The sequence below is a fragment of the Shewanella sp. Isolate11 genome (assembly GCF_022398315.1).
Lineage (GTDB): Bacteria > Pseudomonadota > Gammaproteobacteria > Enterobacterales > Shewanellaceae > Shewanella.
The window spans coordinates 51,089-71,076 of record NZ_JAKEVF010000001.1; the positions used below are offsets into that span (position 1 = coordinate 51,089).

Genomic DNA, 19,988 nt, shown 5'->3' on the forward strand with positions numbered 1-19,988 from the left:
ATATTAGCCATTGGCTGTTATACTCCGCGTCCTTTTGATGTCGCGATTTGGCTTGTTTTGCCGATAGTGACGAAAGCGCATTGGGATCATGTTTTTTCATAGATAAAATCCCATTAACTACACTTACTAACAGGTAGGAAAGCAAAAACGCTTTTGCCCGTTAGTCATAGGTTATTCGTTGGACGTTAGGCAGTATTATTCATGCAGGTTGAATCCACATTATTTACCCATCCAAAGTATCTAGGTCGCACTGAAAAGGCTGCGCCGTTTTTACCTATGTCTCGGAAAGAGATGGATAAACTAGGTTGGGATAGTTGTGACATCATTATTGTAACCGGCGATGCCTACGTTGATCATCCTAGCTTTGGTATGGCAGTGATTGGCCGTATGCTTGAGGCGCAAGGTTTTCGGGTCGGTATTATTTCACAGCCAGACTGGTCGAATAAAAACGACTTTATGAAGCTGGGTAAACCTAATCTGTATTTTGGTGTAACGGCTGGCAACATGGATTCGATGATCAACCGTTATACAGCCGAGCGCCGTCTACGTCATGATGATGCTTATACTGCGGGTAATGTTGGTGGTAAGCGACCTGATCGCGCCGTCACTGTGTATACTCAGCGCTGTAAAGAAGCCTTTAAACAAGTGCCTGTTGTGATTGGTGGTATTGAAGCCAGTCTTCGCCGTATCGCACATTATGACTATTGGTCTGATAAGGTGCGCCGCTCGGTGATCCTCGATGCCAAGGCCGACATTTTGGTTTATGGCAATGCCGAGCGTCCACTGGTGGAGTTGTCACACCGTATTGCTTCGGGCGAACCGATAAGCGAAATCCATGATGTGCGCGGCACTACTGTGATTCGTAAACAGCCATTGGCTGGTTGGAAAGGCATGGACTCGCGTAAAATCGATCAGCTACATAAGATCGATCCAATTCCTAACCCTTATGGTGCCGACGATGTCGGTTGTCAGAATCTGTCTGGTCCCAGCGAAGCAAAGGTATTTGATAATGATGTACCCAAGCCTATCTCGGTGCAGCCTCCAAGACCTAAGCCTTGGGAGAATACCTACGTTTTATTACCCAGTTACGAGAAAGTCGCTGGCGATAAATACCTTTATGCTCATGCGTCGCGTATCTTGCATCAAGAGCAAAATCCGGGTTGTGCCCGCGCACTGTTCCAACCTCATGCCGAACGGGCTATATGGGTGAATCCACCTGCATGGCCGCTTAATACCGATGAGATGGATGGCGTGTTCGACTTGCCTTATCAGCGTGTGCCTCATCCTACTTATGGTAAGGAGAAAATTCCGGCATACGACATGATTAAGACCTCGATTAACATTATGCGAGGCTGCTTCGGTGGTTGCTCTTTCTGCTCGATCACCGAGCATGAAGGCCGTATCATCCAAAGTCGTTCACAAGACTCTATTATCAAAGAGATCAAAGACATTCAGGATAAAGTCCCCGGCTTTACTGGTGTGATCTCCGATCTTGGTGGTCCTACCGCCAACATGTATCGCTTAGGTTGTAAGAGTGAAAAAGCCGAGAAAACCTGTCGTCGACTCTCGTGTGTATTCCCATCGATCTGTGGCCATCTAGATACTGACCATCAGGCAACAATCGATCTTTATCGTGCTGCCCGTGACGTGCCTGGTATTAAGAAGGTATTGATTGCTTCGGGTGTGCGTTATGACTTGGCGACGGAAGATCCACGCTATGTTAAAGAACTGGCGAGTCATCATGTGGGCGGCTATCTGAAAATTGCTCCAGAGCACACCGAAGAGGGCCCGCTGAATAAGATGATGAAGCCGGGCATGGGCACATACGACAAGTTTAAAGAGTTATTTGATAAATACTCTAAAGAAGCGGGTAAGAAACAATATCTGATCCCATATTTCATCTCGGCGCATCCCGGCACCACAGATGAAGATATGGTGAACCTGGCATTATGGCTTAAAGGTGAGAAGTTTAAGCTGGATCAGGTGCAGAATTTTTATCCATCACCGATGGCTAATGCGACGACTATTTATCATACCGAACTGAATTCACTTAAAAATGTGAAACACAGTAGTGAAACCGTGTCTGTGCCGAAAGGTGGGCGTCAGCGCAAATTACACAAGGCCTTGCTGCGTTATCATGATCCTGCGGGTTGGCCAATAATCCGTGAAGCCTTAATTAATATGGGTAAGGCGCATCTGATTGGTGGTGGTATTAACTGTTTAGTGCCAGCAGAAACCCGTCAGGAGCGTCAAGGGCATAGACCTAAAGGCTCAAGTAAAGCGGCTGCTGGCAAAAAAGCAGTTACACGTTTTTCTGCTAATCAGTTCGATGAGCGTCAGGAGAAAGCTAAGCCGCAGGCTAAAGGTCAGAATAAATCTAACCATAGCCAAAATAGCAACAAGACGACGGCAAAACGTCCTGTAAAAAATGCTTGGGGGACCACGCCCAAACATCAAAGCAGTAAACCTAAGCGTTAAATTAGAACGAGTAGCAATTAGGAGCAGTAATGGCTTCCAAATCCAGCGGTGAAAATAGCCAAGACTATAGCGAAGAAAGTTTCTGGCAAAAGGTGAAACAGTTTGCCAAGCAGGCCGGACGCGAGGTGATCTATAAGGCGCTGTGTTTATATTATGCGGCGCAGCGCTCCGATACCCCAAAGTGGGCTAAAACCGTCATTTATGGGGCTTTGGCCTATTTCATTGCCCCGCTCGATGCGGTTCCTGATTTAACTCCTTTTGTAGGCTTCACCGATGACTTGGGGGCGATTGCCGCTGCGTTAGCTATGGTGAGTGTCTACATTAATGATGATGTAGAGCAACAAGCTGCCGCCAAAACCGCCCAGTGGTTTGAGTCTTAACCGAACTTTGCTCGTGTGAAGGCATTTTGGAATCGCTCCCATTTATGGGAGAGTCGATCAAATTTTGCCATGTAAAGATCAACTAAAGCGATTAGAAATCACACCTTGAAACATTAGGTCTCCTTGGTTGTTTTGTGTCAATTAAGCTTAGTTGAGAGACTTTGCCCCATTGCTAAAGTGTTATTCACTTCCCCAACTTATTTCCGCTAATTTCCGAATTAAGATCGTCTTTCCCGATATTTTATGTTGCTCAAAATGAAACAAGTGATTAACATTTGTTTCATGATTTTTCACGTTAAAAAATAATAAAAATCAATGCTTAAGTTAAGTCTGATGTAGGTGTTTGACATTACCTAGACGCCAATAAACACAATAATAAGGGCATTAAACATGCTGAAGAGATTGAAGCGGATAGGTGTTTTATCTGTTGTTTTGGGGATAATCACTGCCTGTGGTGGTGATGGTTCGGATGAAGTGAAACCGATTGTTAAGCTGAGCCAGAATTTGAGTTTCACCCAGCCAACCAGTGTCGATAAAACCTTTGGCGATGCCGATTTTACTAATACACTACAAGGTGTTGTAGGCTCGGGTGCCATAAGTTATAGCAGTTCAAATCCAGATGTGGCGACCGTTTCCACTGAAGGCGTAGTTACCCTGATCAGTGCCGGTAGTAGCCAAATTTCTGCCAATGTGGCTGAGGATGCCAATTACCTCAGTGCTTCGGTGTCATATCAATTAAATGTGGCCAAGGCCGAAAGAGATCTTAGCTTTGCAACGGGCATCATGACGAAAACCTATGGTGATGCCGATTTTAGCAATGTATTGCTGGGACGCTTAGGCAGCGGAACTGTCAGCTATTCCAGTTCGAATCCAGATGTGGCAACCATTTCCAGTGAAGGTCTGGTGACCATTATGGCTGCGGGAACGAGTAGCATCTCGGTGGATATTACCGAAGATGCTAATTTCTTAAGTGGCCTCGCGACTTATCAGCTCGAAGTCGCCAAAGGTGACCGGCAGCTGGCGTTTGATAATACCGGTACAGTGGCATTGTTTGTCGATCAAACTTATTTAAACGCCATTAATCTCGCTGTAGATGAGGTAACTTTTAGCAGTCAAGATCAAACGGTTGCATCGGTTGATGTCAGTGGTTTGGTGACGGCCCATGCTTCTGGCGAGTCTGAGATCTTTGCCGATATGGCTGAAACCGAAAATTATTTGGCGTCCAGCAGCAGTTTTATGGTGTCGGTAGCGCCTGAGTCGATGGCCATTAATCTGTTGATTGGCGAGGCTGATACCAGCGTGACGACCGATGCAGACACTCCGCTGCAGTTAGTGCGTACCACGCAGGCCGATTGCGATTATACCAATTTAACCAGTTGTGTTGATGGGCAGGTCGATGAGTTGGCTACTACGTCGCTGACCGATAGCGTGCTAACCACGACTCAAGGTGCCTATTTAAGCCTGCAGCATGGCGAGCACCATGGACAAACCAATTTTGTGTCCAGTCAGGTCGCACCGGGATTAAGTTCCACTAAACTGGTTTCCTTCGACGGTTACCTTTGGTTAGTCGGTGGGTTATCGATTCCATATAACAATAAGAGTGTATGGCGCTCGCGCGATGGAAATGTTTGGCAAAGTGTCACCGATGATGTGCCTTTTGACGATCGCTCTGCCGTTGCAGCCTTTGTTTTTAATGATCAGTTGTGGGTGATGGGGACAAGGAGTGATCGCACCATTAATGATCTTTGGCGTTCATCGGATGGCGTGAATTGGACCTTGGTTAATCGTGACATGGGGTTTGGCGATCGCAACAACTACAATGTTGTGCCTTTTGAGGGCAAGATGTGGGTTTTCGGGGGGTACGACTTTACCGACAGTGCCTATGTTAAAGAGATCTGGTCATCAACCGATGGGGTTAGCTGGACTGAGGAAGCCGCGGACGCAACAGCTACTCAAAGAGTGAGTGCGGCGTTTGTCGAATTTAACGGCAAGCTGTGGCAAATAGGTGGTCGTGACGATAGCGGTCAGCTGAGCGATGTTTGGAGCTCCAGCGATGGCGTTATTTGGACTCAGGAGATTGGCGATGCTGGATTTGAGGGGCGTGAACGGCATGATGTGCGGGTGCTGGACAATCAACTGGTCCTGCTGGGTGGAATGATCTCCAATGTCGATCCGAATCGCTCCAGTTTTCCAAATGATGTCTGGCTGTCATCAGATGGTATCAACTGGACACAGGCAAACGCCGATGCGCCATTTGGGGTAAAGACTACGGTAGGCTACAAGGCGCGAAAATTCTTCGCCACTAGTGTGCACCAAGGAACACTTATCGTGTTTGGTGGTCGCAGTGAAGATCTCGGCTCAGTGCTTAACGATGGCTGGCAGACCCGTGATGCTGCAGATTGGCAACCATTAACCTCGCAGTTCCCTGGATTATCCTTCGTTAAGGCTGTCAGCAACAATCAGCAGCTGCAACTCTTCTCGGGTAATAACCAGGATGGTATTGAAGTCCACTCGTTGTGGCACTCTAAAGGCGGTTCTAGCTGGTCACTGGATCAGAGTGTGGCACTTCCCTTTGCTAACGGTAGCGACATTATCATGTTTGCTGGCAAGTTATGGGCTTTCCATGTGTCGGGCATTTACTCTTCTCTTGACGGTAAAACCTGGTCCCTAGAGACGACGGCGACGCCATATACCTGGAATCAATACTCGCCGTTTGCTGTACATCAACTCAAGGGAGAGTTATGGACAGTTAATCCTCTGACTGGAGATATTTATTCCTCGGTGGATGGGGTGAATTGGACGGAAGAGAGCACTAATAATTATCCTCAAGGTAATGATGCTGCGCTGGTGAGTTTTCAAGATAAACTTTGGGCTGTGGCTGGTAACAAAAGCGGTAATAAATTGAGTGAGATCTGGTCATCAGCTGACGGTATTGATTGGAGTAAAGCCGTCGATAGTTCGGCGTTGGGGGCAAGAGCGGTTAATCAGTTGCTCGTTTTTGATAATAAACTTTGGGCGTTTGGTGGTTATGATGATAGCCAGCCACTCAAGGATCTCTGGAGCTCGGAAGATGGCACCACTTGGGTGAAAGTCATAGACGAGTTGCCATTTGCAGATACGCAAGGCTACCGGGTTATTGTCCATGACAATAAATTGATTGTCATGGGCGGGGCTAACACATCGGGGACACCAACCCATCAAGTCTGGATTTCGACCGATGGCAGCGATTGGCGTTTAGCCTTAAGGCAAGAGCTTAACTTTTAATTCTTGTCATTATTGTTATCCACTTAGCGTCTTCGTTCGAAGGCGCTATTGTTTTGCGGTGCTCATTTCAGTTTGAATTTATCTGCTTGTGCTAAGGTTCGTCACTTTATTGGAGATGGAAAAATATGAATAAAGCTTATTCCTTAGTTGCGTTGTTCGCATCGTTTGTAGCCCTTCCTAGTTATGCGAGCGTGAGTGAGCAAGATGTATTCTTTGATCGTATTGCAGCCCACTGTGGTCAGGCTTTTGAAGGTAAGATCACCGCAGGAGATAGCGCAGATTCGGCTTTTAGTGGTAAAAAGTTAGTGATGCATGTGCGCGAATGTAGCGATACTGAGCTGAAAATTCCGTTTCATGTGGGAGATGATCATTCTCGTACTTGGATTATTACCAAAACCGATAATGGCCTGCGTTTAAAGCACGATCATCGTCATCAAGATGGCAGTGAAGATAAGGTCACCATGTATGGTGGTGATACTGTGGCTAGTGGAACTGCCGAGTTACAATCTTTCCCTGTCGATCAATTTTCTATCGATAATTTTAACCAAAATGGTTTAAGCCAATCGGTGACCAATGTTTGGCATGTAGGTATTAATAACGATACTTATGTATACCGTCTGACGCGCGAGAATCGCGACTTTAAGGTGGACTTTGACCTGACTAAACCCGTTGCACTTCCACCAGTGCCTTGGGGTCATAAATAGTTTTTATGAAGGTTCTGCAGAGTTTGAGTTAATAAAAAAGCGCCAATAATGGCGCTTTTTTACGTTGATTTGAGTTTAGCGTTTGGCTCTAATTTATCGCCTTACCAAGCACATAATATTCAAACCATTTCTGATCCCAATCCATCTTCGCTTTTTTATGTTGGTATGTGCTTAGGCCATGACCTTCGCCGGGATAGATGGCTAACTCAACGGGTACATTGAGGTAATGTTTTAGGGCGCGATAGAGCCCTTGAGCATGACCCAATGGAACACGTTGATCATTTTCGCCAATATGGATCAAGGTTGGCGTCTTGATCTTATCCGCATGGGTGAGCGATGAACCGTGGGTATAAGCATCGGGTTTTTCCCAAGGAAGGCCTTGCATAAAATTGACCACATGACCAGGGGTATCTTCGAGCATCCATTGCAGACGCTGATCGAATACCCCCGCGCCTGAACTGGCAGCCTTGAAACGCGTAGTAGTGCTGATTAAGGCGTTAGTTAGGTAACCACCATTACTCCAGCCCATCACTGCCATCTTGTCACCGTCGGCAATACCCTGAGCGATGAGGTGATCGACTCCAGCCATGATGTCTTTCACTTCGATATCATGCTCGTGTCCAACCAGTTGGGTTAGGAACTGGTCACCATAACCGGTTGAGCCGCGATAGTTTGGCGATAACAGAGCCCAACCATTAGCGCTGAAGGTCGAACGACCGTAAGATCTATGTTGCAAGGCATAAGGTGTTGCTGAGGTTGGCCCGCCGTGAATTTGCACCACGAGCGGTAATGCGCCATCGCCTTTTTTATAGCCTGCAGGCAGTTCGAGAATACCTTCGACTTGGCTGCCGTCGCTTGCTTGCCATTTCACCACTGACACTTGTGGCAATATCCAGCTATCGACTTGCGGGTTGATATTGGTGATGCGTTTATATTTGGCTTTTCTACTGGCACCATCGGCTATAAATAAATCGCTAAAATGATCTTGTCCATTGTGGCTGAAGGCTAGTTTTTTGCCATCATGACTGAAGCTGTAGCTACCTATGACTAAGTCTCCAGCAACGACAGTGCGAGTATCGCCTTGTTGGTTGCCGTCAATTTCAGTGCAATACAGTTTGACGCGGGCGTGATCGAAGCCGCGAAAGCAAATCTCATTGCTATTAGGGCGCCAATGAATATCGCCAGCATTGAGTGTCATATCTCCACTGTGGGTAAGCTCAATGGCTTTATCTGTTTGAGGTGTGGCGACAAACAGCTTACCTGGATAACCATCGAAATCGATTCTAAAGGCCAGTTGCTGGTTGTTGTCATTCCAGTCCAATCCAAGGAGCCAACCATAAGGGGAAGGAGCGTTAGCACGCCAAGCGGTATCGGTTAATACCTTATTGTTAGTGGTTTTAGTGTCGAAGACTTCGATGTTTGACCAGCCTTCTAAATTTACTAATTCGTTATCGCTGGTGGTAATGCGGGCTATCTGGCTGGCATCAGCATTGACGCTAAATTCCCATACCACCTTGTCGTCATCTAGGATGAGTGACTGTTGATAATGTTGTAAGTCTATTTTATACAATGGGTTAGTAGTGACTTTACCATGAGCGTATTTGGGCGTGTTGTGTTTGGCACGCATATCAGCCCAGATATCTTTGTCTGTGGTGGCTTTGTTGGATAGAAAGTAAAGATTATTGCCATCGCTAGCGAGTTGGAAAGATTTTACTCCTTCGCTCTCTTTGGTGATGGGTACCGCTTCACCACCAGTGACTGCGAGTCTGAAGACTTGAGGTTTTCCGTTATAGGGAGCTTTTTTATCTTCATGGCTCTGCTTACTGATATAGTAAATATATTGGCCGTCAGGGCTCCATTGCGGGCTGGATTCACTTTCATTGGTAAAGGTTAGGCGTTGAGTCTGGCGACTCTTAGTGTTGACTAGCCAAAGGTCGCGTTGAGACTTATCTAGCTCTTTATCCCAACGGGATTCTAACCAGACTGCTTGTTTGCCATCAGGGCTCAGTTGCACCTTGCTCATGTTGGCAATAGTAAAAAAGTCATCATTGGTGATCTTGTGAGTACGCTCTATGGTATTGGCTTGGCCGTTGAGGCCGAATAATCCAGCAGAGATGGCTGCCAGTATGGTGAGTGTATTTACCCTTCCCATCAGATTCCCTTACATTTCAAATTATCATTATTTTTAGCAGCCTTAAGGCTAGGGATACCTTAACTCAAAATGCTCATGGGGTGAATTTAGTTACGCTTTTTTCTCGTCGTTGAGGATTTGCTGTAAGAAATTAATTTCTTCGTTTGAAAGGAGTTTGTGATAGGCAGGGCGTTGAGGGCTAGGACGCTGATGATGAGATTGGCTGCCGCGTAAATAGGCGGTGATCGTGATCTGTTTTAGACCGTAAATCGCTAACCCATAAACGGTCAACAGTAGGAATATATTGGTAAATGCTTGACTTGTAATGTTGACCTGATCGCCAAAATACACCGGAAAAATCACCATGAATGTTCGGATAAGCCAGTTGATCAGCATGGCCAAAGTTAATACCAGTAACCATTTTAGTTTGATCGCTTTAATTGTATTGTGGTGTGCTTTAGGTGTTTCATTTTTGAAGCGTTTCAGCAGCTTGAGAATACAATAAAAATAGATACAGGCATGTAAACTGAGTAAAACTGGCAGTATCGATGCAAGTAAGGTGACATGATTGAAAGCGTGGCGGCTTTCAGGATAGGTATAGAGTCTAAAATCACTATCGAACATAAAAGCAATCGAGATAATAAACGCCAACGAGCCTGCCGGGAAAAAATGCCAAGATCGTCGTGTGCTGCGTTTGGTATTGTGCAAGGTTTGATAGCAGTACAGATATAACAACGGCGTTAACAAAAAGTATGTGGGGACCAGTAGAATAAAAAATAACTGTAGTGGAAAAGGGGAGTTTTGCGGATTAACTAAACCCGTTAAAAAATAAACGGCAACCAGAGTGAAGAGCGTGCCTAAAAGTTTATGGTTTCCATGACGATCGCGGTAAAGATAACGGATATAAGTACCCAGCCCGATGCAATGCAGTCCACCGAGTAATGAGATCCACCAATACCCTTCATACAAGAAGTTGTTGTACGTTATATCCATATAACGGCATTGTGATGGAAATTAAGTCAATTAAGCAAGCTAAATGTATAAAATTACACCATTTAGGCGATTAATTATGCTTTTGGGCTTAAATTATCGTCCGCCTTTGTCTTTTTCTAATCGAACATGTCTATTTGATGCGCCAGCGGGTGGTTTTCCTGGAACTTCTCCAAAGCGTTCAGCGATCAGGTGACGTATCGCCATTATTGGATGAGGCAATAGCATGCGTGGCCCCGCATAAATCATGATTTCACGAGCCTTTGCTTTTAATTCGGGTTTATAACAGTGAACCGGACATTTATTGCATGTCGGTTTTTGTTGGCCGTATGGGCAGCGATCCAGTCGGGTGTGGGCATATTCTAGAAAAGCTTGGCATTGCTGACACTGATCTAGTTTACCTTTTGCTGCACAATGATCTTTACAGTATATCTGTACCATTGCGGTAATGGTTTGAAACTCTTGTTGCAGTTTGCCATTCAGTACTGGAGAAACCATAGGTATGCCTGAGTCATTTACTAGGTCTTTCCAGATTACCTCGGCGATTTTGTGAATACAAAAACGGCACGCTGTTTTATGAAGATGCGCACAAAATGAAGCTTTTAATCAGCCGTTGTGGTGGCTAAATCAGCACAATGTGCTTGCTTAACATCATATTCTTAACAATAAAATGGTCATTTTTAACACAATTTTTGATAGCTGGCTGAAAAAGAGGTATAAATAATTGATTTATAGTAACAGACACATATTTCTGTAGATTTATAACATGCAATAAGCCTAGCTAAGAGGCGATCAATCAACGGTGGATGATAATGAAATATATAGCCATTATTTTACTTGTAGCTGTCGGAGTATATTTATACAAACGAGCGCAGCGACTAGCACAAGAAGAGCAGCAGGACGCGCAGCAGCCTGTTGAGAAGATCGTTACAGAGGAGCCTGTAGCTCCCACGTCAACGGAGGAGGAGCAAGCCACTGAAGTTGTCGAACAAACGGCTGAGAGCGTCGAAGCTATTGCAGAGCCAGAGCCAGAGCCAGAGCCAGAGCCAGAGCCAGAGCCAGAGCCAGAGCCAGAGCCAGCTGTAACGGTTACCACTGAAGCGGCGTGGGCGAATGATAAATTGTCCAAGGCATTAGCTGATTACACTAGCGCTTCAGAGATCGAGGCTAAGCATAGTGCCTTACTGCAAGCTATCGGCGAATGTTATAAGCAGCGTAAAGACAGTCAATATTGTGAATATGGCGCAGGCTTATCAGGTGATTATCAAGCCATATTTAATCAACTTGCTTCTCCAAGCAGCGAGAAAGGGACAGGTTTTATGCACTTAGCCACCCTGCTTAATGACAGTGGTGATTTCGATGGTGCTTTGCAAGTGTGTCAGGCTGCACTAAACCATGGTTTAACCGATGGTACCGTTACCGGATTTGAAGGTCGTATTACCCGAATAGAAAAAGCCAAAGCAAAAGCGAGCAAGTAATCTGCTGCATCATGCTTATTCGCGGTGTAAACTTGCGGCGCGATTAATGTGTCATAGTGCGTGTTAATGGCAAATTGAATTAAAAGGCGAATTTAGTTTCGCCTTTTTTATGCCTCACGGCCTAGATTCGATAATATGCTAATTGATGCAAGCGTTATGACCAAATAAGGTTCTAAAGGAGAAGTTATGAAGGGTCGTTTTATTAGGGTACTAAGCCTGAGTTTTATCGCCCTGAGTTTTATCGCCCTGAGTTTATTAGGCCTGACGGCGTGTACCCAAGTGCCAACTTGGACACTGTTTTATTTTGCAGAGCAAGATACGATTCCGAAAGATGCTAAAGCTCATCATATTGCTGGCTATTATCAACAGCTAGATCAATGCTTAGCCAAAGGAGCTGGCATGGTGAAATTGAGTGAGTCGGGTAAAGGGGTTTATCAATGTGGATTTGAGTGCCAGGACGATGGTACCGGCAGTGTGCAATGCCAACGTTTTGAACAGGCTACAGCGTTATGAAAGTCACGCTAGATACTCAAGCGAAAAGCCTGTTGATTATTGCCGATATTCAGTTTGATCAATTTGAACATTTTGCCGAGCCATTGGCTCAATCTCTAGATTGTCGAGTGATAGAACGACATTGGGGCGCCGACCGCCATCAATGGTTATTGGAGTTTGAAGGTACGCTATTACAGCTTAACTATGAGTTCTATGGCGATATTTGTTGGCTGTCGGTTGAGCGAGAGCAAGATGTCGAAGTGCTTGAATATTTGGTGACACTATTGGAATCACATTCATGAGTAGTGAGCAGCAAGGAGCGTGTTTTCATTATCAAGCGCTAACACCGGACCTTATTCTGGATGCGATTGAGTCTTTGGCTATCTATCCCGAAACGGGATTATTAGCACTTAACAGCTATGAAAATCGCGTATATCAATTTCGCAGCGACGATAAAGTTCGTTATGTGGTCAAGTTTTATCGCCCAGAGCGTTGGAGCAACGAGCAGATATTGGAAGAGCACCAGTTTTCTGCCGAGTTAGCGGAGCAAGAGATCCCCATTGCTACCCCCATTATTATTGACGGTCATTCGCTGCATGAGTATCAAGGTTATCGTTTTGCGCTCTTTCCCTCAATGGGAGGTCGAGCCTTCGAAGTCGATAACTTAGATCAATTAGAAGAAGTGGGACGCTTTATTGGTCGTATTCATCAATATAGTCAGACTAAAGCCTTTGTTTATCGCGATAGCTTAACCCCGCAATTATTAGGCGATGAATCGCTCGCATGGCTGAAAGCGTCGGGACATGTTCCTGCAAGTTTGCAGACAGCCTATTTCACCATAGTGGAGCAGGTATTGGCTAAGGCTAAACAGATGTGGGCCGAGGTCGATGCGCGTTCGATTCGATTACATGGCGATCTGCATCCAAGCAATATTTTATGGACCCCAGATGGCCCAGGTTTTGTCGATCTCGATGACGCAAAGATGGGGCCTGCCATACAAGATATTTGGATGATGTTAGCCGGCGACCGTCAGCAGCAAACCCTACAACTCGAAGTGTTACTAGAAGCCTATCAAGAGTTTTGTGATTTCGATAATCGCGAGTTAACCCTAATTGAGCCGCTGCGAGCGATGCGGATGTTGCATTATAACGCTTGGCTTAGCCGTCGCTGGCAAGATCCTGCTTTTCCAATGAACTTCCCTTGGTATGGCGAGGAGAAATATTGGGAACAACAGATACTGGCATTTAAAGAACAATTGGCAATGCTAGATGAGCCGCCATTGAGCCTCACCCCACAATATTGACAACTGTCATTTTCATCGCTTGTTCATCTGATGTTCATTTCGGTTTTTGTACATTTAAATTTTTGTACAATGCAATTGCGAGAAGACGGCTTGGCTTAATTTGTAACAGAAAAATGAACTAATGCGCTTGAGCCTGACTCCAAAGGGCATTAAGGTATTGTCAAAATTCTAATAGTAATAGGTGTAGTACACCAACAAGGAATCATCATGAAAAAAGCGTTACTGGTTGCATTGGCTTTATTAGTGGCACCTATGGCCACCTTAGCCGCAAATTTTGAAGAAGGTGTTAATTACACCGTGATTAATCAAGGTCCTGCGACGGCTAAACCTGAAGTAACAGAGTTCTTCTCTTTCTTCTGTCCTCATTGTTATAATTTTGCTAAACAGCAAATTCCTGAAATTAAAGCCAAACTGCCAGAAGGCGTCGCCTTTAAACAAAACCATGTCGACTTTATTGGTCGTGAAATGGGTGTTGAAATGTCACGTGCTTTTGCCGTTGCTCATCAGTTAAACGTTGAAGATAAAATTGAACCGGCATTGTTTGCCGCTATTCATGATAAGAAGCAACGTTTCGTAAGTCGTAACGATATTCGCCAATTGTTTATTGCTAACGGCGTGGCAGGTAAAGATTTTGATGCAGCAGCAGACTCTTTCATGGTCAGCGCACAAATGGCACAAATGAAACGTGCGACTGAAAATGCTAAATTATCGGGTGTGCCTTCGTTAGTCGTTAATGGTAAATACCGTATTGAGATGGGCTCATTAAAGTCGATGAATGAATTGATGCAGTTAACTGACTACTTGATTCAGCTTAAGTAATTATTAGCCTTAAGCGGGGTTTATTCTTCGCGTGATAAAAATCCGATGACACTTTCATCGGATTTTTTATTGCCTTAATTTTAAGTTTGAGGTCATTTATATTAATCGGTATAAAGATCTCTATTCGTTTGATTGGCATAAAAATTTTTTTATTTGCATATAAATCTGAGTAATTGCTTACAAAAAAAGCATTCGATTTATGAAACTATCATGCTAAAAGTTATGTCCAATCTAACAATAATAATAAAGAACCTACTCGGTTCATTTGATTTGGAGGGCGGAATGAGAGTCTTTCCCGTTTATGCGCCAAAGCTGATCATCAAACATGTACGCATATTTGTATCTGGGGTGATTTGGGTAAAGGATTTAGGTCGACTAGAGTTCGACAAAGGGCGTTTTTTACTGCCTCGAGAGCAGTGTTTGCCTCAGGTTAAGCAGGCGATTTTAGAGTTGAATCAACTTATTCAGAGCCAACATGCAAATGAAGCGAAGACAGCTTAAGTCTTCGCTTATCATTGACGCTATTATTCGCTAACTTCGTCGTTAAGTAAGCCAACGAGTCCGGTGACTTTCTCATTCCATGAGTTAAGATCTTGGCTTAGCTGTTGGTTTTTCTCAGTTAGGCTTTGGTTTAACTGCTTCTCTTCTTCAAGCTCCATTTTTAGTAGCTCAATAGTTTCGAGTGCAGCTTGGATTTTTGTTTCCAGCTTGGACAGTAGTTCAAGGCTCATCGGGAGTCCTAATAGTTTCTGGATGGGGCTTCGATTCTATCAGCGCCGACCTCCCACTGAATAGTCAATTTATCTCAATTGCACAAAAATAAGACGAAAAATGATTAAAGATTAATTATTTTATCAGTATCGATTCAGTTTCAGGTTAAATTGAATCGATGAGGCTTATCACCTGTTCAGAAATCTGTACTACAGTTTGCTGAAGAAGTTTGTATAACGGCCGCAGCAACCCCCCATTGTGCTTGACTTTAAAGCAGTGCATCCATAGTCTGCATATTCAGTAATCAAGGTGGTAAACAATGCACATAAAATACAATTTAAAACCTGCGTCAGAGCGCCGTACTGAACAGTTTAAGCCGGAAACCAACGTTGGTTTTGGGCGGCTACGAACCGACCATATGTTTTTGATGGATTATCGAGATGGACAGTGGGCTGATCCACGTATCGTGCCTTATGGTCCATTTGAAATCGCCCCAGGGGCAATGTCGCTGCATTATGGGCAATCAATCTTTGAAGGTGCCAAGGCTTTCATGCATGAAGATGGTGAGATTTACACTTTCCGTCTCGACCAAAATGCTAAGCGTCTTAATCGTAGTGCTGAAATTGTTTGTATTCCTGAGCTGCCAGAAGATGTGGTTGAAGAGGGAATTAAGGCACTGATCGATGTCGAGCGTTTATGGTTCCCAATGCAAGAGGGTGCTTGTCTGTACATTCGTCCATTTGTATTTGCTACCGAAGACAGATTATCAGTGAGTCCAAGTCAGGAATACACTTTTTGTGTCATGTTGAGTCCTAGCGGAGCTTATTATAGCAATGGTTTTGACAGTGCGATTCGTTTGCTCATCACCGAGCGTTTCCATCGCGCAGTGACGGGCGGAACAGGTGCTTCGAAAGCGGCGGGTAACTACGCTGCATCTTTGCGAGCGGGCAAAGCGGCTGCGGAATATGGTGCAGCGCAGGTGTTGTACCTCGATTCGACAAATACCCAGATTGAAGAAGTGGGTGCGATGAACCATTTTCACGTACTCAAAGATGGCACCATTATTATTCCTAAATTTACTGACACCATTCTAAAATCGATCACCTCGCAATCTATCTTGGATCTGGGTGAACAGTTGGGCTGTGAAGTTCGCCAAGAAACTGTGATGTTAGATAAATTTATTGCCGATATTGAGTCGGGTGAAATTATCGAAGCAGGAGGCTTGGGAACTGCCGCTGTCGTCTCGCCAGTGGGCTCCTATATTTTTGAAGATCATCGAGTGGTAACTGTGGGCAATGGCGATGTTGGTGAACATACACGTCGTATTTACCAGGTACTAACCGATATTCAAAAAGGTAAGCGCCAAGGCCCTGAAGGCTGGATTAAGCGTGTAGAGCGGGTTGCTCCTTAAGCGTATTAATGCAATACATTGCCTGAATAAAAAAGCGCCGAATTAGGCGCTTTTTTATTGGTTTTTTGATTTAATACCAATCAGTTAAAGATATGATCGCTCAGCGATAATTTAGTGCTCCTGAGACAATTCCTTTAATTGTTCCTGCACTGAACGAATAGGAAGGTTTGTTGGCTTAACAGGGCTAACAAGTTACCGTCGCCTCGGCGTTAGACATCAGCGTAATCATCGTTAGACGCCGATCGATCGCAAGTTAACAGTCATAAACTAACAATGGACTTTTAGCTGTCTTGTGGCGCAACAAGCTGGTCTGAATTGTATTTCTGTAAGACTTGATGGATCTGTTCATCTTTTTGATACCAGATACCATTTAGCCAGCGTTGGAACTGAGCTCGGCTTTCTGCATCATTAAAATATTTAATATCATCCACTTCAGGTACAGGCAGGGTCTCAATACGAACGACGATGCGTTTGACCTTGCCATGCATTACTTCTGACAGTGTGTTGCCTGCTGAGTCAGGATAAACCAAGGTGACATTAAGCAGGCTGGTAAACTGTTCACCCATGGCCGAAATGGTAAAGGCTATCCCGCCGGCTTTAGGACGTAAAAGATAACGGTAAGGGGAGCGTTGACGATCGTGTTTCTCAGGCGTAAATCGACTGCCTTCGACATAATTTATTATCGATGTTGGAATGGTTTTAAACTTCTCACAAGAACGACGAGTGGTTTCAAGATCTTTACCACGTAATTTAGGATTTTTCTTTAATTGTTTGGCGCTGGTGCGATTCATAAATGGCATGTCTAATGCCCAGCAGCCCAGCCCCATAAAGGGAACGTAGAGCAGTTCTTTTTTTAAAAAGAACTTCAACATAGGAATATTGTTGCGTAGAACATAAGTCAATGCTGCAATATCAAAACCACTTAAATGGTTACTGATCAGTAAGTACCAGCCATCTTTTTTAAGCCCTTCTAAGCCTTCAATGTCCCATTCTATTTTGGCGATGAGAAATAATATGCCACCATTGACACTGGCCCAGCCCCACATGAATCGGTTCATGATTTTGGTGAGTAAGTTTCTAAAGCCTGTAATGGGTACCAGTAATTTTATTAGACCACCAACGCAAATAAGGCTGCTCCAAAGCACAGTGTTGACTATCAGTAGCAGCGTACTTAAAGCAAATAAAATTGGACCTGGTAAAAAATTTAGCATGGTTCTAACGCACCTTTTTGCAATAGATTATTACTTAGACATCTCTTCTAGAGTGGCATCTTTTTGCTTCCAGATGCGGTTGAGTTCATTTTGGAAACCAATTTTAAATTCTCGATCATTCATGTAATCCCCACGCATTGCGGGAGAGATATCTGAGACCTTGATGTTCACTTTAATCTGTTTCACTTGGCCAGAAATATATTCCCAGAAGGTGGGTGTTTTTCCGGTGTAATAGATGGAGACATCGATCAGCTTATGGATTTGTCCATCCATGGCTGATAGCGCAAATGCCATACCACCCGCTTTGGGCTTAAGCAGATGCTTGAATTCGGAATTTTGTTTGTCATGTTTTTGCTGTGTAAAGCGGGTGCCTTCGACAAAATTCATCACGCTCACTGGCTTAGTTTTAAACTTGGCGCAAGCCTTACGGGTGATCTCAATATCTTTGCCTTTAAGCTTGGGGTTTTTACGTAATTGGGCGCTGCTGTAGCGGCGCATAAAGGGAAAGTCTAACGCCCACCAAGCTAAACCTAAAACGGGGACATAGATGAGCTCTTGTTTTAAGAAGAATTTTAAAAATGGAATCTTATGATTTAACACTCGCTGCAATACTAAAATATCAACCCAAGACTGATGGTTTGCGACCACCATATACCACTCTTTAGTTGATAAATTTGTGTCGCCATCGATACTAATATTGACGCGATGAAAGATGCGCTCAATAACCGTATTAACGCTAATCCATGCGCTAGCACAGTGATCTAGAAGATAACTACAAACCGTACGCAGTGGCGTTATGGGAAGTAATTTTATTAGACTGACTAAGAGGATGGGAATAACCCAAAACAGTGTATTGATAACATAACAGCTAAACGCTAGGCAGCCTCTTAGTAGTGAAATCACTGAGCCCATTTATTTCCCCATAAAATTTTTGGAAACCTATGTTACTCGCCTAATGCACTTAGCTCAATGTTCTAGAGGCTATGTTGCGACAAACATGGCTATTTTTGATGATTGTCAGGCTCATTTCGATTAAAGCCTTATCTTCCTAACTATCGTGTTAGTAAGGACTTTTTAGACTGCTGAGCAGTCTGTCCATCGCTCGATAACCCAGTGCTTGGGCAATATGGCTGCGTTCGACATTAGGTGATTCTGCTAAATCGGCAATGGTGCGCGCTACACGTTGCAGGCGATGGTAGCTGCGAACGGATAAGTCGAGTTTGTTGACGCTCTGCTCTAAAAATTCCAAATCAGATTGTGAAAACCCACCAGTTTGCGACAGTTGCTTGCCCGTCAGCTCGGCATTCAATACACCTGCACGACTGAGTTGTCGCTCTCGAGCCGAGTGTACCCGTTTCGCTACCATGGTACTGGTTTCAGAGGTGGGTTGTGTTTGCGTTAAGGTGCCATCGGCCAATCGTGGAACATCGATAGTAAGATCAAACCTATCGATAAACGGGCCTGATAAGCGGGATAAATAGCGCTGAATTTGATCTGGTGTGGCTCGGGCATTAGCCGTATCACCACAGGGGCTGGGATTCATTGCGGCGATCAATTGAAAACGCGAGGCAAAGGTGAGTTTGGCGGCGGCGCGAGAGATCACTACTTCTCCGGTTTCCATTGGCTCTCGAAGACAGTCGAGTACTTTGCGCGGAAATTCCGCCACCTCATCGAGAAACAGTACTCCACGATGGGCGAGAGAAATCTCACCAGGTTTGGGCTGACCGCCACCGCCAACGAGTGAAATCGAGGAGCTAGTATGGTGTGGACTACGAAACGGTCTTTGGTAAAACTGACTGACAGGAATAGAATGACCTGCTACTGAATGAATCGCAGCGACCTCCAATGCTTCGTCATAGCTTAATGGCGGTAACAGCTGCATCATACGGCTTGCTAACATGGTTTTCCCCGTACCGGGAGGTCCAAGAAATAACAAATTATGATTACCTGCAGCCGCGATCTCTAAGGCTCGTTTAGCCTGATATTGGCCTATGACATCACTGAGGCATTTATCCTGAGTTTCCGCTTCTGGCGCTAGCCATTCCAGCCCTTGATTAATGCTTGGTAATGATTGTTGCCCATGTAAGTAGGCACTGAGCCCTTGTAAATGACTGGCAAAAATACTGTGTTGATAACCAACCAACTCTGCATCAGTGCGATTACCCAGTGGCATGACTAAGGTTTTATTCTGTTTACGAGCGGCAACAATCACAGGTAATAACCCTTGGCAGGGGCGGATCTCGCCTGATAGGGCTAATTCACCGACAAATTCATGTTCTTTTAAATTAATGTCGGGTATCTGTTTTGATGCAGCCAGAATACCCATTGCGATGGGTAAATCATAACGTCCCCCTTGTTTAGGCAGATCTGCTGGTGCAAGGTTGACAGTAATACGCCGCTGTGGAAACTCAAATCCCGCATTAATGAGCGCACTTCTGACGCGTTCTTTTGCTTCTTTAACCGAGGTCTCTGGTAACCCGACCAAGTTGAAAGCCGGTAGCCCATTACTAAGGTGGACTTCAACTGTGACTTCAGGGGCTTCGACTCCAAGGCTGGCTCGGGTCGTAACGCAGGCGATCGCCATAAACAAATCCTTTTGTTTTTTTATTACTTTTA

18 protein-coding genes are annotated in these 19,988 nt (G+C 44.7%); 11 read left to right on the forward strand and 7 right to left on the reverse strand.

Features of this window, described 5'->3' with window-relative positions:
• The first annotated feature begins 201 nt into the window (after positions 1 to 201).
• The 4 genes from L1D21_RS00255 (at position 202) to L1D21_RS00270 (ending at position 6,826) form a co-directional block, all read left to right on the forward strand.
• A complete protein-coding gene (locus tag L1D21_RS00255; protein WP_239843210.1) occupies positions 202 to 2,478 on the forward strand; it encodes a YgiQ family radical SAM protein in 2,277 nt (758 codons plus the stop codon).
• Between the two features lie 29 nt (positions 2,479 to 2,507).
• Entirely contained in the window at positions 2,508 to 2,858 is a 351-nt protein-coding gene (locus tag L1D21_RS00260) for a YkvA family protein (RefSeq protein ID WP_239843211.1), read from the forward strand.
• 390 nt (positions 2,859 to 3,248) lie between these two features.
• Entirely contained in the window at positions 3,249 to 6,122 is a 2,874-nt protein-coding gene (locus L1D21_RS00265; RefSeq protein WP_239843212.1) for an Ig-like domain-containing protein, read from the forward strand.
• Between the two features lie 125 nt (positions 6,123 to 6,247).
• Positions 6,248 to 6,826, forward strand: a complete 579-nt coding sequence (locus L1D21_RS00270; RefSeq protein ID WP_239843213.1) for a hypothetical protein — start codon at positions 6,248 to 6,250, stop codon at positions 6,824 to 6,826.
• An 88-nt stretch (positions 6,827 to 6,914) separates the two neighbouring features.
• On the opposite strand, the gene L1D21_RS00275 is transcribed toward L1D21_RS00270, so the two are convergent.
• The 3 genes from L1D21_RS00275 to L1D21_RS00285 all read right to left on the reverse strand — a co-directional run bounded on the left by L1D21_RS00275 (position 6,915) and on the right by L1D21_RS00285 (position 10,445).
• Complete coding sequence (locus L1D21_RS00275; RefSeq protein WP_239843214.1) at positions 6,915 to 8,978, reverse strand: S9 family peptidase; 2,064 nt, start codon at positions 8,976 to 8,978, stop codon at positions 6,915 to 6,917.
• A 90-nt stretch (positions 8,979 to 9,068) separates the two neighbouring features.
• Positions 9,069 to 9,950: a hypothetical protein gene (locus tag L1D21_RS00280; RefSeq protein WP_239843215.1), complete on the reverse strand. Its 882-nt coding sequence runs from the start codon at positions 9,948 to 9,950 to the stop codon at positions 9,069 to 9,071.
• 93 nt (positions 9,951 to 10,043) lie between these two features.
• On the reverse strand, positions 10,044 to 10,445 hold the full coding sequence (locus L1D21_RS00285; protein ID WP_239843216.1) for a nitrous oxide-stimulated promoter family protein: 402 nt from the start codon (positions 10,443 to 10,445) through the stop codon (positions 10,044 to 10,046).
• 314 nt (positions 10,446 to 10,759) lie between these two features.
• Here L1D21_RS00285 and L1D21_RS00290 point away from each other — a divergent pair, with 314 nt between their 5' ends.
• The 6 genes from L1D21_RS00290 to L1D21_RS00315 all read left to right on the forward strand — a co-directional run bounded on the left by L1D21_RS00290 (position 10,760) and on the right by L1D21_RS00315 (position 14,540).
• Positions 10,760 to 11,425, forward strand: a complete 666-nt coding sequence (locus tag L1D21_RS00290; protein WP_239843217.1) for a hypothetical protein — start codon at positions 10,760 to 10,762, stop codon at positions 11,423 to 11,425.
• A gap of 186 nt (positions 11,426 to 11,611) precedes the next feature.
• On the forward strand, positions 11,612 to 11,938 hold the full coding sequence (locus L1D21_RS00295) for a hypothetical protein (protein ID WP_239843218.1): 327 nt from the start codon (positions 11,612 to 11,614) through the stop codon (positions 11,936 to 11,938).
• Entirely contained in the window at positions 11,935 to 12,219 is a 285-nt protein-coding gene (locus L1D21_RS00300) for a DUF3630 family protein (protein WP_239843219.1), read from the forward strand. Before L1D21_RS00295 ends, L1D21_RS00300 begins: the two co-directional genes overlap by 4 nt.
• On the forward strand, positions 12,216 to 13,220 hold the full coding sequence (locus L1D21_RS00305; protein ID WP_239843220.1) for a serine/threonine protein kinase: 1,005 nt from the start codon (positions 12,216 to 12,218) through the stop codon (positions 13,218 to 13,220). The genes L1D21_RS00300 and L1D21_RS00305 overlap by 4 nt, the downstream gene beginning before the upstream one ends.
• Before the next feature lie 207 nt (positions 13,221 to 13,427).
• The gene (locus tag L1D21_RS00310) at positions 13,428 to 14,039 is read left to right on the forward strand and encodes a thiol:disulfide interchange protein DsbA/DsbL (RefSeq protein ID WP_239843221.1); all 612 of its coding nucleotides are present in this window, start codon (positions 13,428 to 13,430) and stop codon (positions 14,037 to 14,039) included.
• A gap of 282 nt (positions 14,040 to 14,321) precedes the next feature.
• Positions 14,322 to 14,540, forward strand: coding sequence for a DUF1107 domain-containing protein (locus L1D21_RS00315; protein WP_239843222.1), 219 nt, complete (start codon positions 14,322 to 14,324; stop codon positions 14,538 to 14,540).
• Positions 14,541 to 14,563: 23 nt separating this feature from the next.
• On the opposite strand, the gene L1D21_RS00320 is transcribed toward L1D21_RS00315, so the two are convergent.
• Positions 14,564 to 14,770, reverse strand: a complete 207-nt coding sequence (locus L1D21_RS00320) for a cell division protein ZapB (RefSeq protein ID WP_239843223.1) — start codon at positions 14,768 to 14,770, stop codon at positions 14,564 to 14,566.
• Positions 14,771 to 15,069: 299 nt separating this feature from the next.
• On the opposite strand from L1D21_RS00320, the gene L1D21_RS00325 reads away from it, so the two are divergent.
• Positions 15,070 to 16,161, forward strand: a complete 1,092-nt coding sequence (locus L1D21_RS00325) for a branched-chain amino acid aminotransferase (RefSeq protein ID WP_239843224.1) — start codon at positions 15,070 to 15,072, stop codon at positions 16,159 to 16,161.
• 281 nt (positions 16,162 to 16,442) lie between these two features.
• On the opposite strand, the gene L1D21_RS00330 is transcribed toward L1D21_RS00325, so the two are convergent.
• The 3 genes from L1D21_RS00330 to L1D21_RS00340 form a co-directional block, all read right to left on the reverse strand.
• Entirely contained in the window at positions 16,443 to 17,372 is a 930-nt protein-coding gene (locus L1D21_RS00330) for an acyltransferase (RefSeq protein WP_239843225.1), read from the reverse strand.
• A gap of 30 nt (positions 17,373 to 17,402) precedes the next feature.
• Positions 17,403 to 18,284, reverse strand: a complete 882-nt coding sequence (locus L1D21_RS00335; protein ID WP_239843226.1) for an acyltransferase — start codon at positions 18,282 to 18,284, stop codon at positions 17,403 to 17,405.
• Between the two features lie 148 nt (positions 18,285 to 18,432).
• The gene (locus L1D21_RS00340; protein WP_239843227.1) at positions 18,433 to 19,956 is read right to left on the reverse strand and encodes a YifB family Mg chelatase-like AAA ATPase; all 1,524 of its coding nucleotides are present in this window, start codon (positions 19,954 to 19,956) and stop codon (positions 18,433 to 18,435) included.
• Between the last annotated feature and the right edge of the window lie 32 nt (positions 19,957 to 19,988).

Bases quoted from the DNA above. Each gene is read 5' to 3' on its own strand.
- L1D21_RS00340 (WP_239843227.1), bottom strand. From the start codon at position 19,956: ATGGCGATCGCCTGCGTTACGACCCGAGCCAGCCTTGGAGTCGAAGCC.
- L1D21_RS00310 (WP_239843221.1), top strand. From the start codon at position 13,428: ATGAAAAAAGCGTTACTGGTTGCATTGGCTTTATTAGTGGCACCTATG.
- L1D21_RS00260 (WP_239843211.1), top strand. From the start codon at position 2,508: ATGGCTTCCAAATCCAGCGGTGAAAATAGCCAAGACTATAGCGAAGAA.
- L1D21_RS00295 (WP_239843218.1), top strand. From the start codon at position 11,612: ATGAAGGGTCGTTTTATTAGGGTACTAAGCCTGAGTTTTATCGCCCTG.
- L1D21_RS00265 (WP_239843212.1), top strand. From the start codon at position 3,249: ATGCTGAAGAGATTGAAGCGGATAGGTGTTTTATCTGTTGTTTTGGGG.
- L1D21_RS00270 (WP_239843213.1), top strand. From the start codon at position 6,248: ATGAATAAAGCTTATTCCTTAGTTGCGTTGTTCGCATCGTTTGTAGCC.
- L1D21_RS00255 (WP_239843210.1), top strand. From the start codon at position 202: ATGCAGGTTGAATCCACATTATTTACCCATCCAAAGTATCTAGGTCGC.
- L1D21_RS00305 (WP_239843220.1), top strand. From the start codon at position 12,216: ATGAGTAGTGAGCAGCAAGGAGCGTGTTTTCATTATCAAGCGCTAACA.
- L1D21_RS00290 (WP_239843217.1), top strand. From the start codon at position 10,760: ATGAAATATATAGCCATTATTTTACTTGTAGCTGTCGGAGTATATTTA.
- L1D21_RS00280 (WP_239843215.1), bottom strand. From the start codon at position 9,950: ATGGATATAACGTACAACAACTTCTTGTATGAAGGGTATTGGTGGATC.
- L1D21_RS00330 (WP_239843225.1), bottom strand. From the start codon at position 17,372: ATGCTAAATTTTTTACCAGGTCCAATTTTATTTGCTTTAAGTACGCTG.
- L1D21_RS00315 (WP_239843222.1), top strand. From the start codon at position 14,322: ATGAGAGTCTTTCCCGTTTATGCGCCAAAGCTGATCATCAAACATGTA.
- L1D21_RS00300 (WP_239843219.1), top strand. From the start codon at position 11,935: ATGAAAGTCACGCTAGATACTCAAGCGAAAAGCCTGTTGATTATTGCC.
- L1D21_RS00275 (WP_239843214.1), bottom strand. From the start codon at position 8,978: ATGGGAAGGGTAAATACACTCACCATACTGGCAGCCATCTCTGCTGGA.
- L1D21_RS00335 (WP_239843226.1), bottom strand. From the start codon at position 18,284: ATGGGCTCAGTGATTTCACTACTAAGAGGCTGCCTAGCGTTTAGCTGT.
- L1D21_RS00285 (WP_239843216.1), bottom strand. From the start codon at position 10,445: ATGGTTTCTCCAGTACTGAATGGCAAACTGCAACAAGAGTTTCAAACC.
- L1D21_RS00325 (WP_239843224.1), top strand. From the start codon at position 15,070: ATGCACATAAAATACAATTTAAAACCTGCGTCAGAGCGCCGTACTGAA.
- L1D21_RS00320 (WP_239843223.1), bottom strand. From the start codon at position 14,770: ATGAGCCTTGAACTACTGTCCAAGCTGGAAACAAAAATCCAAGCTGCA.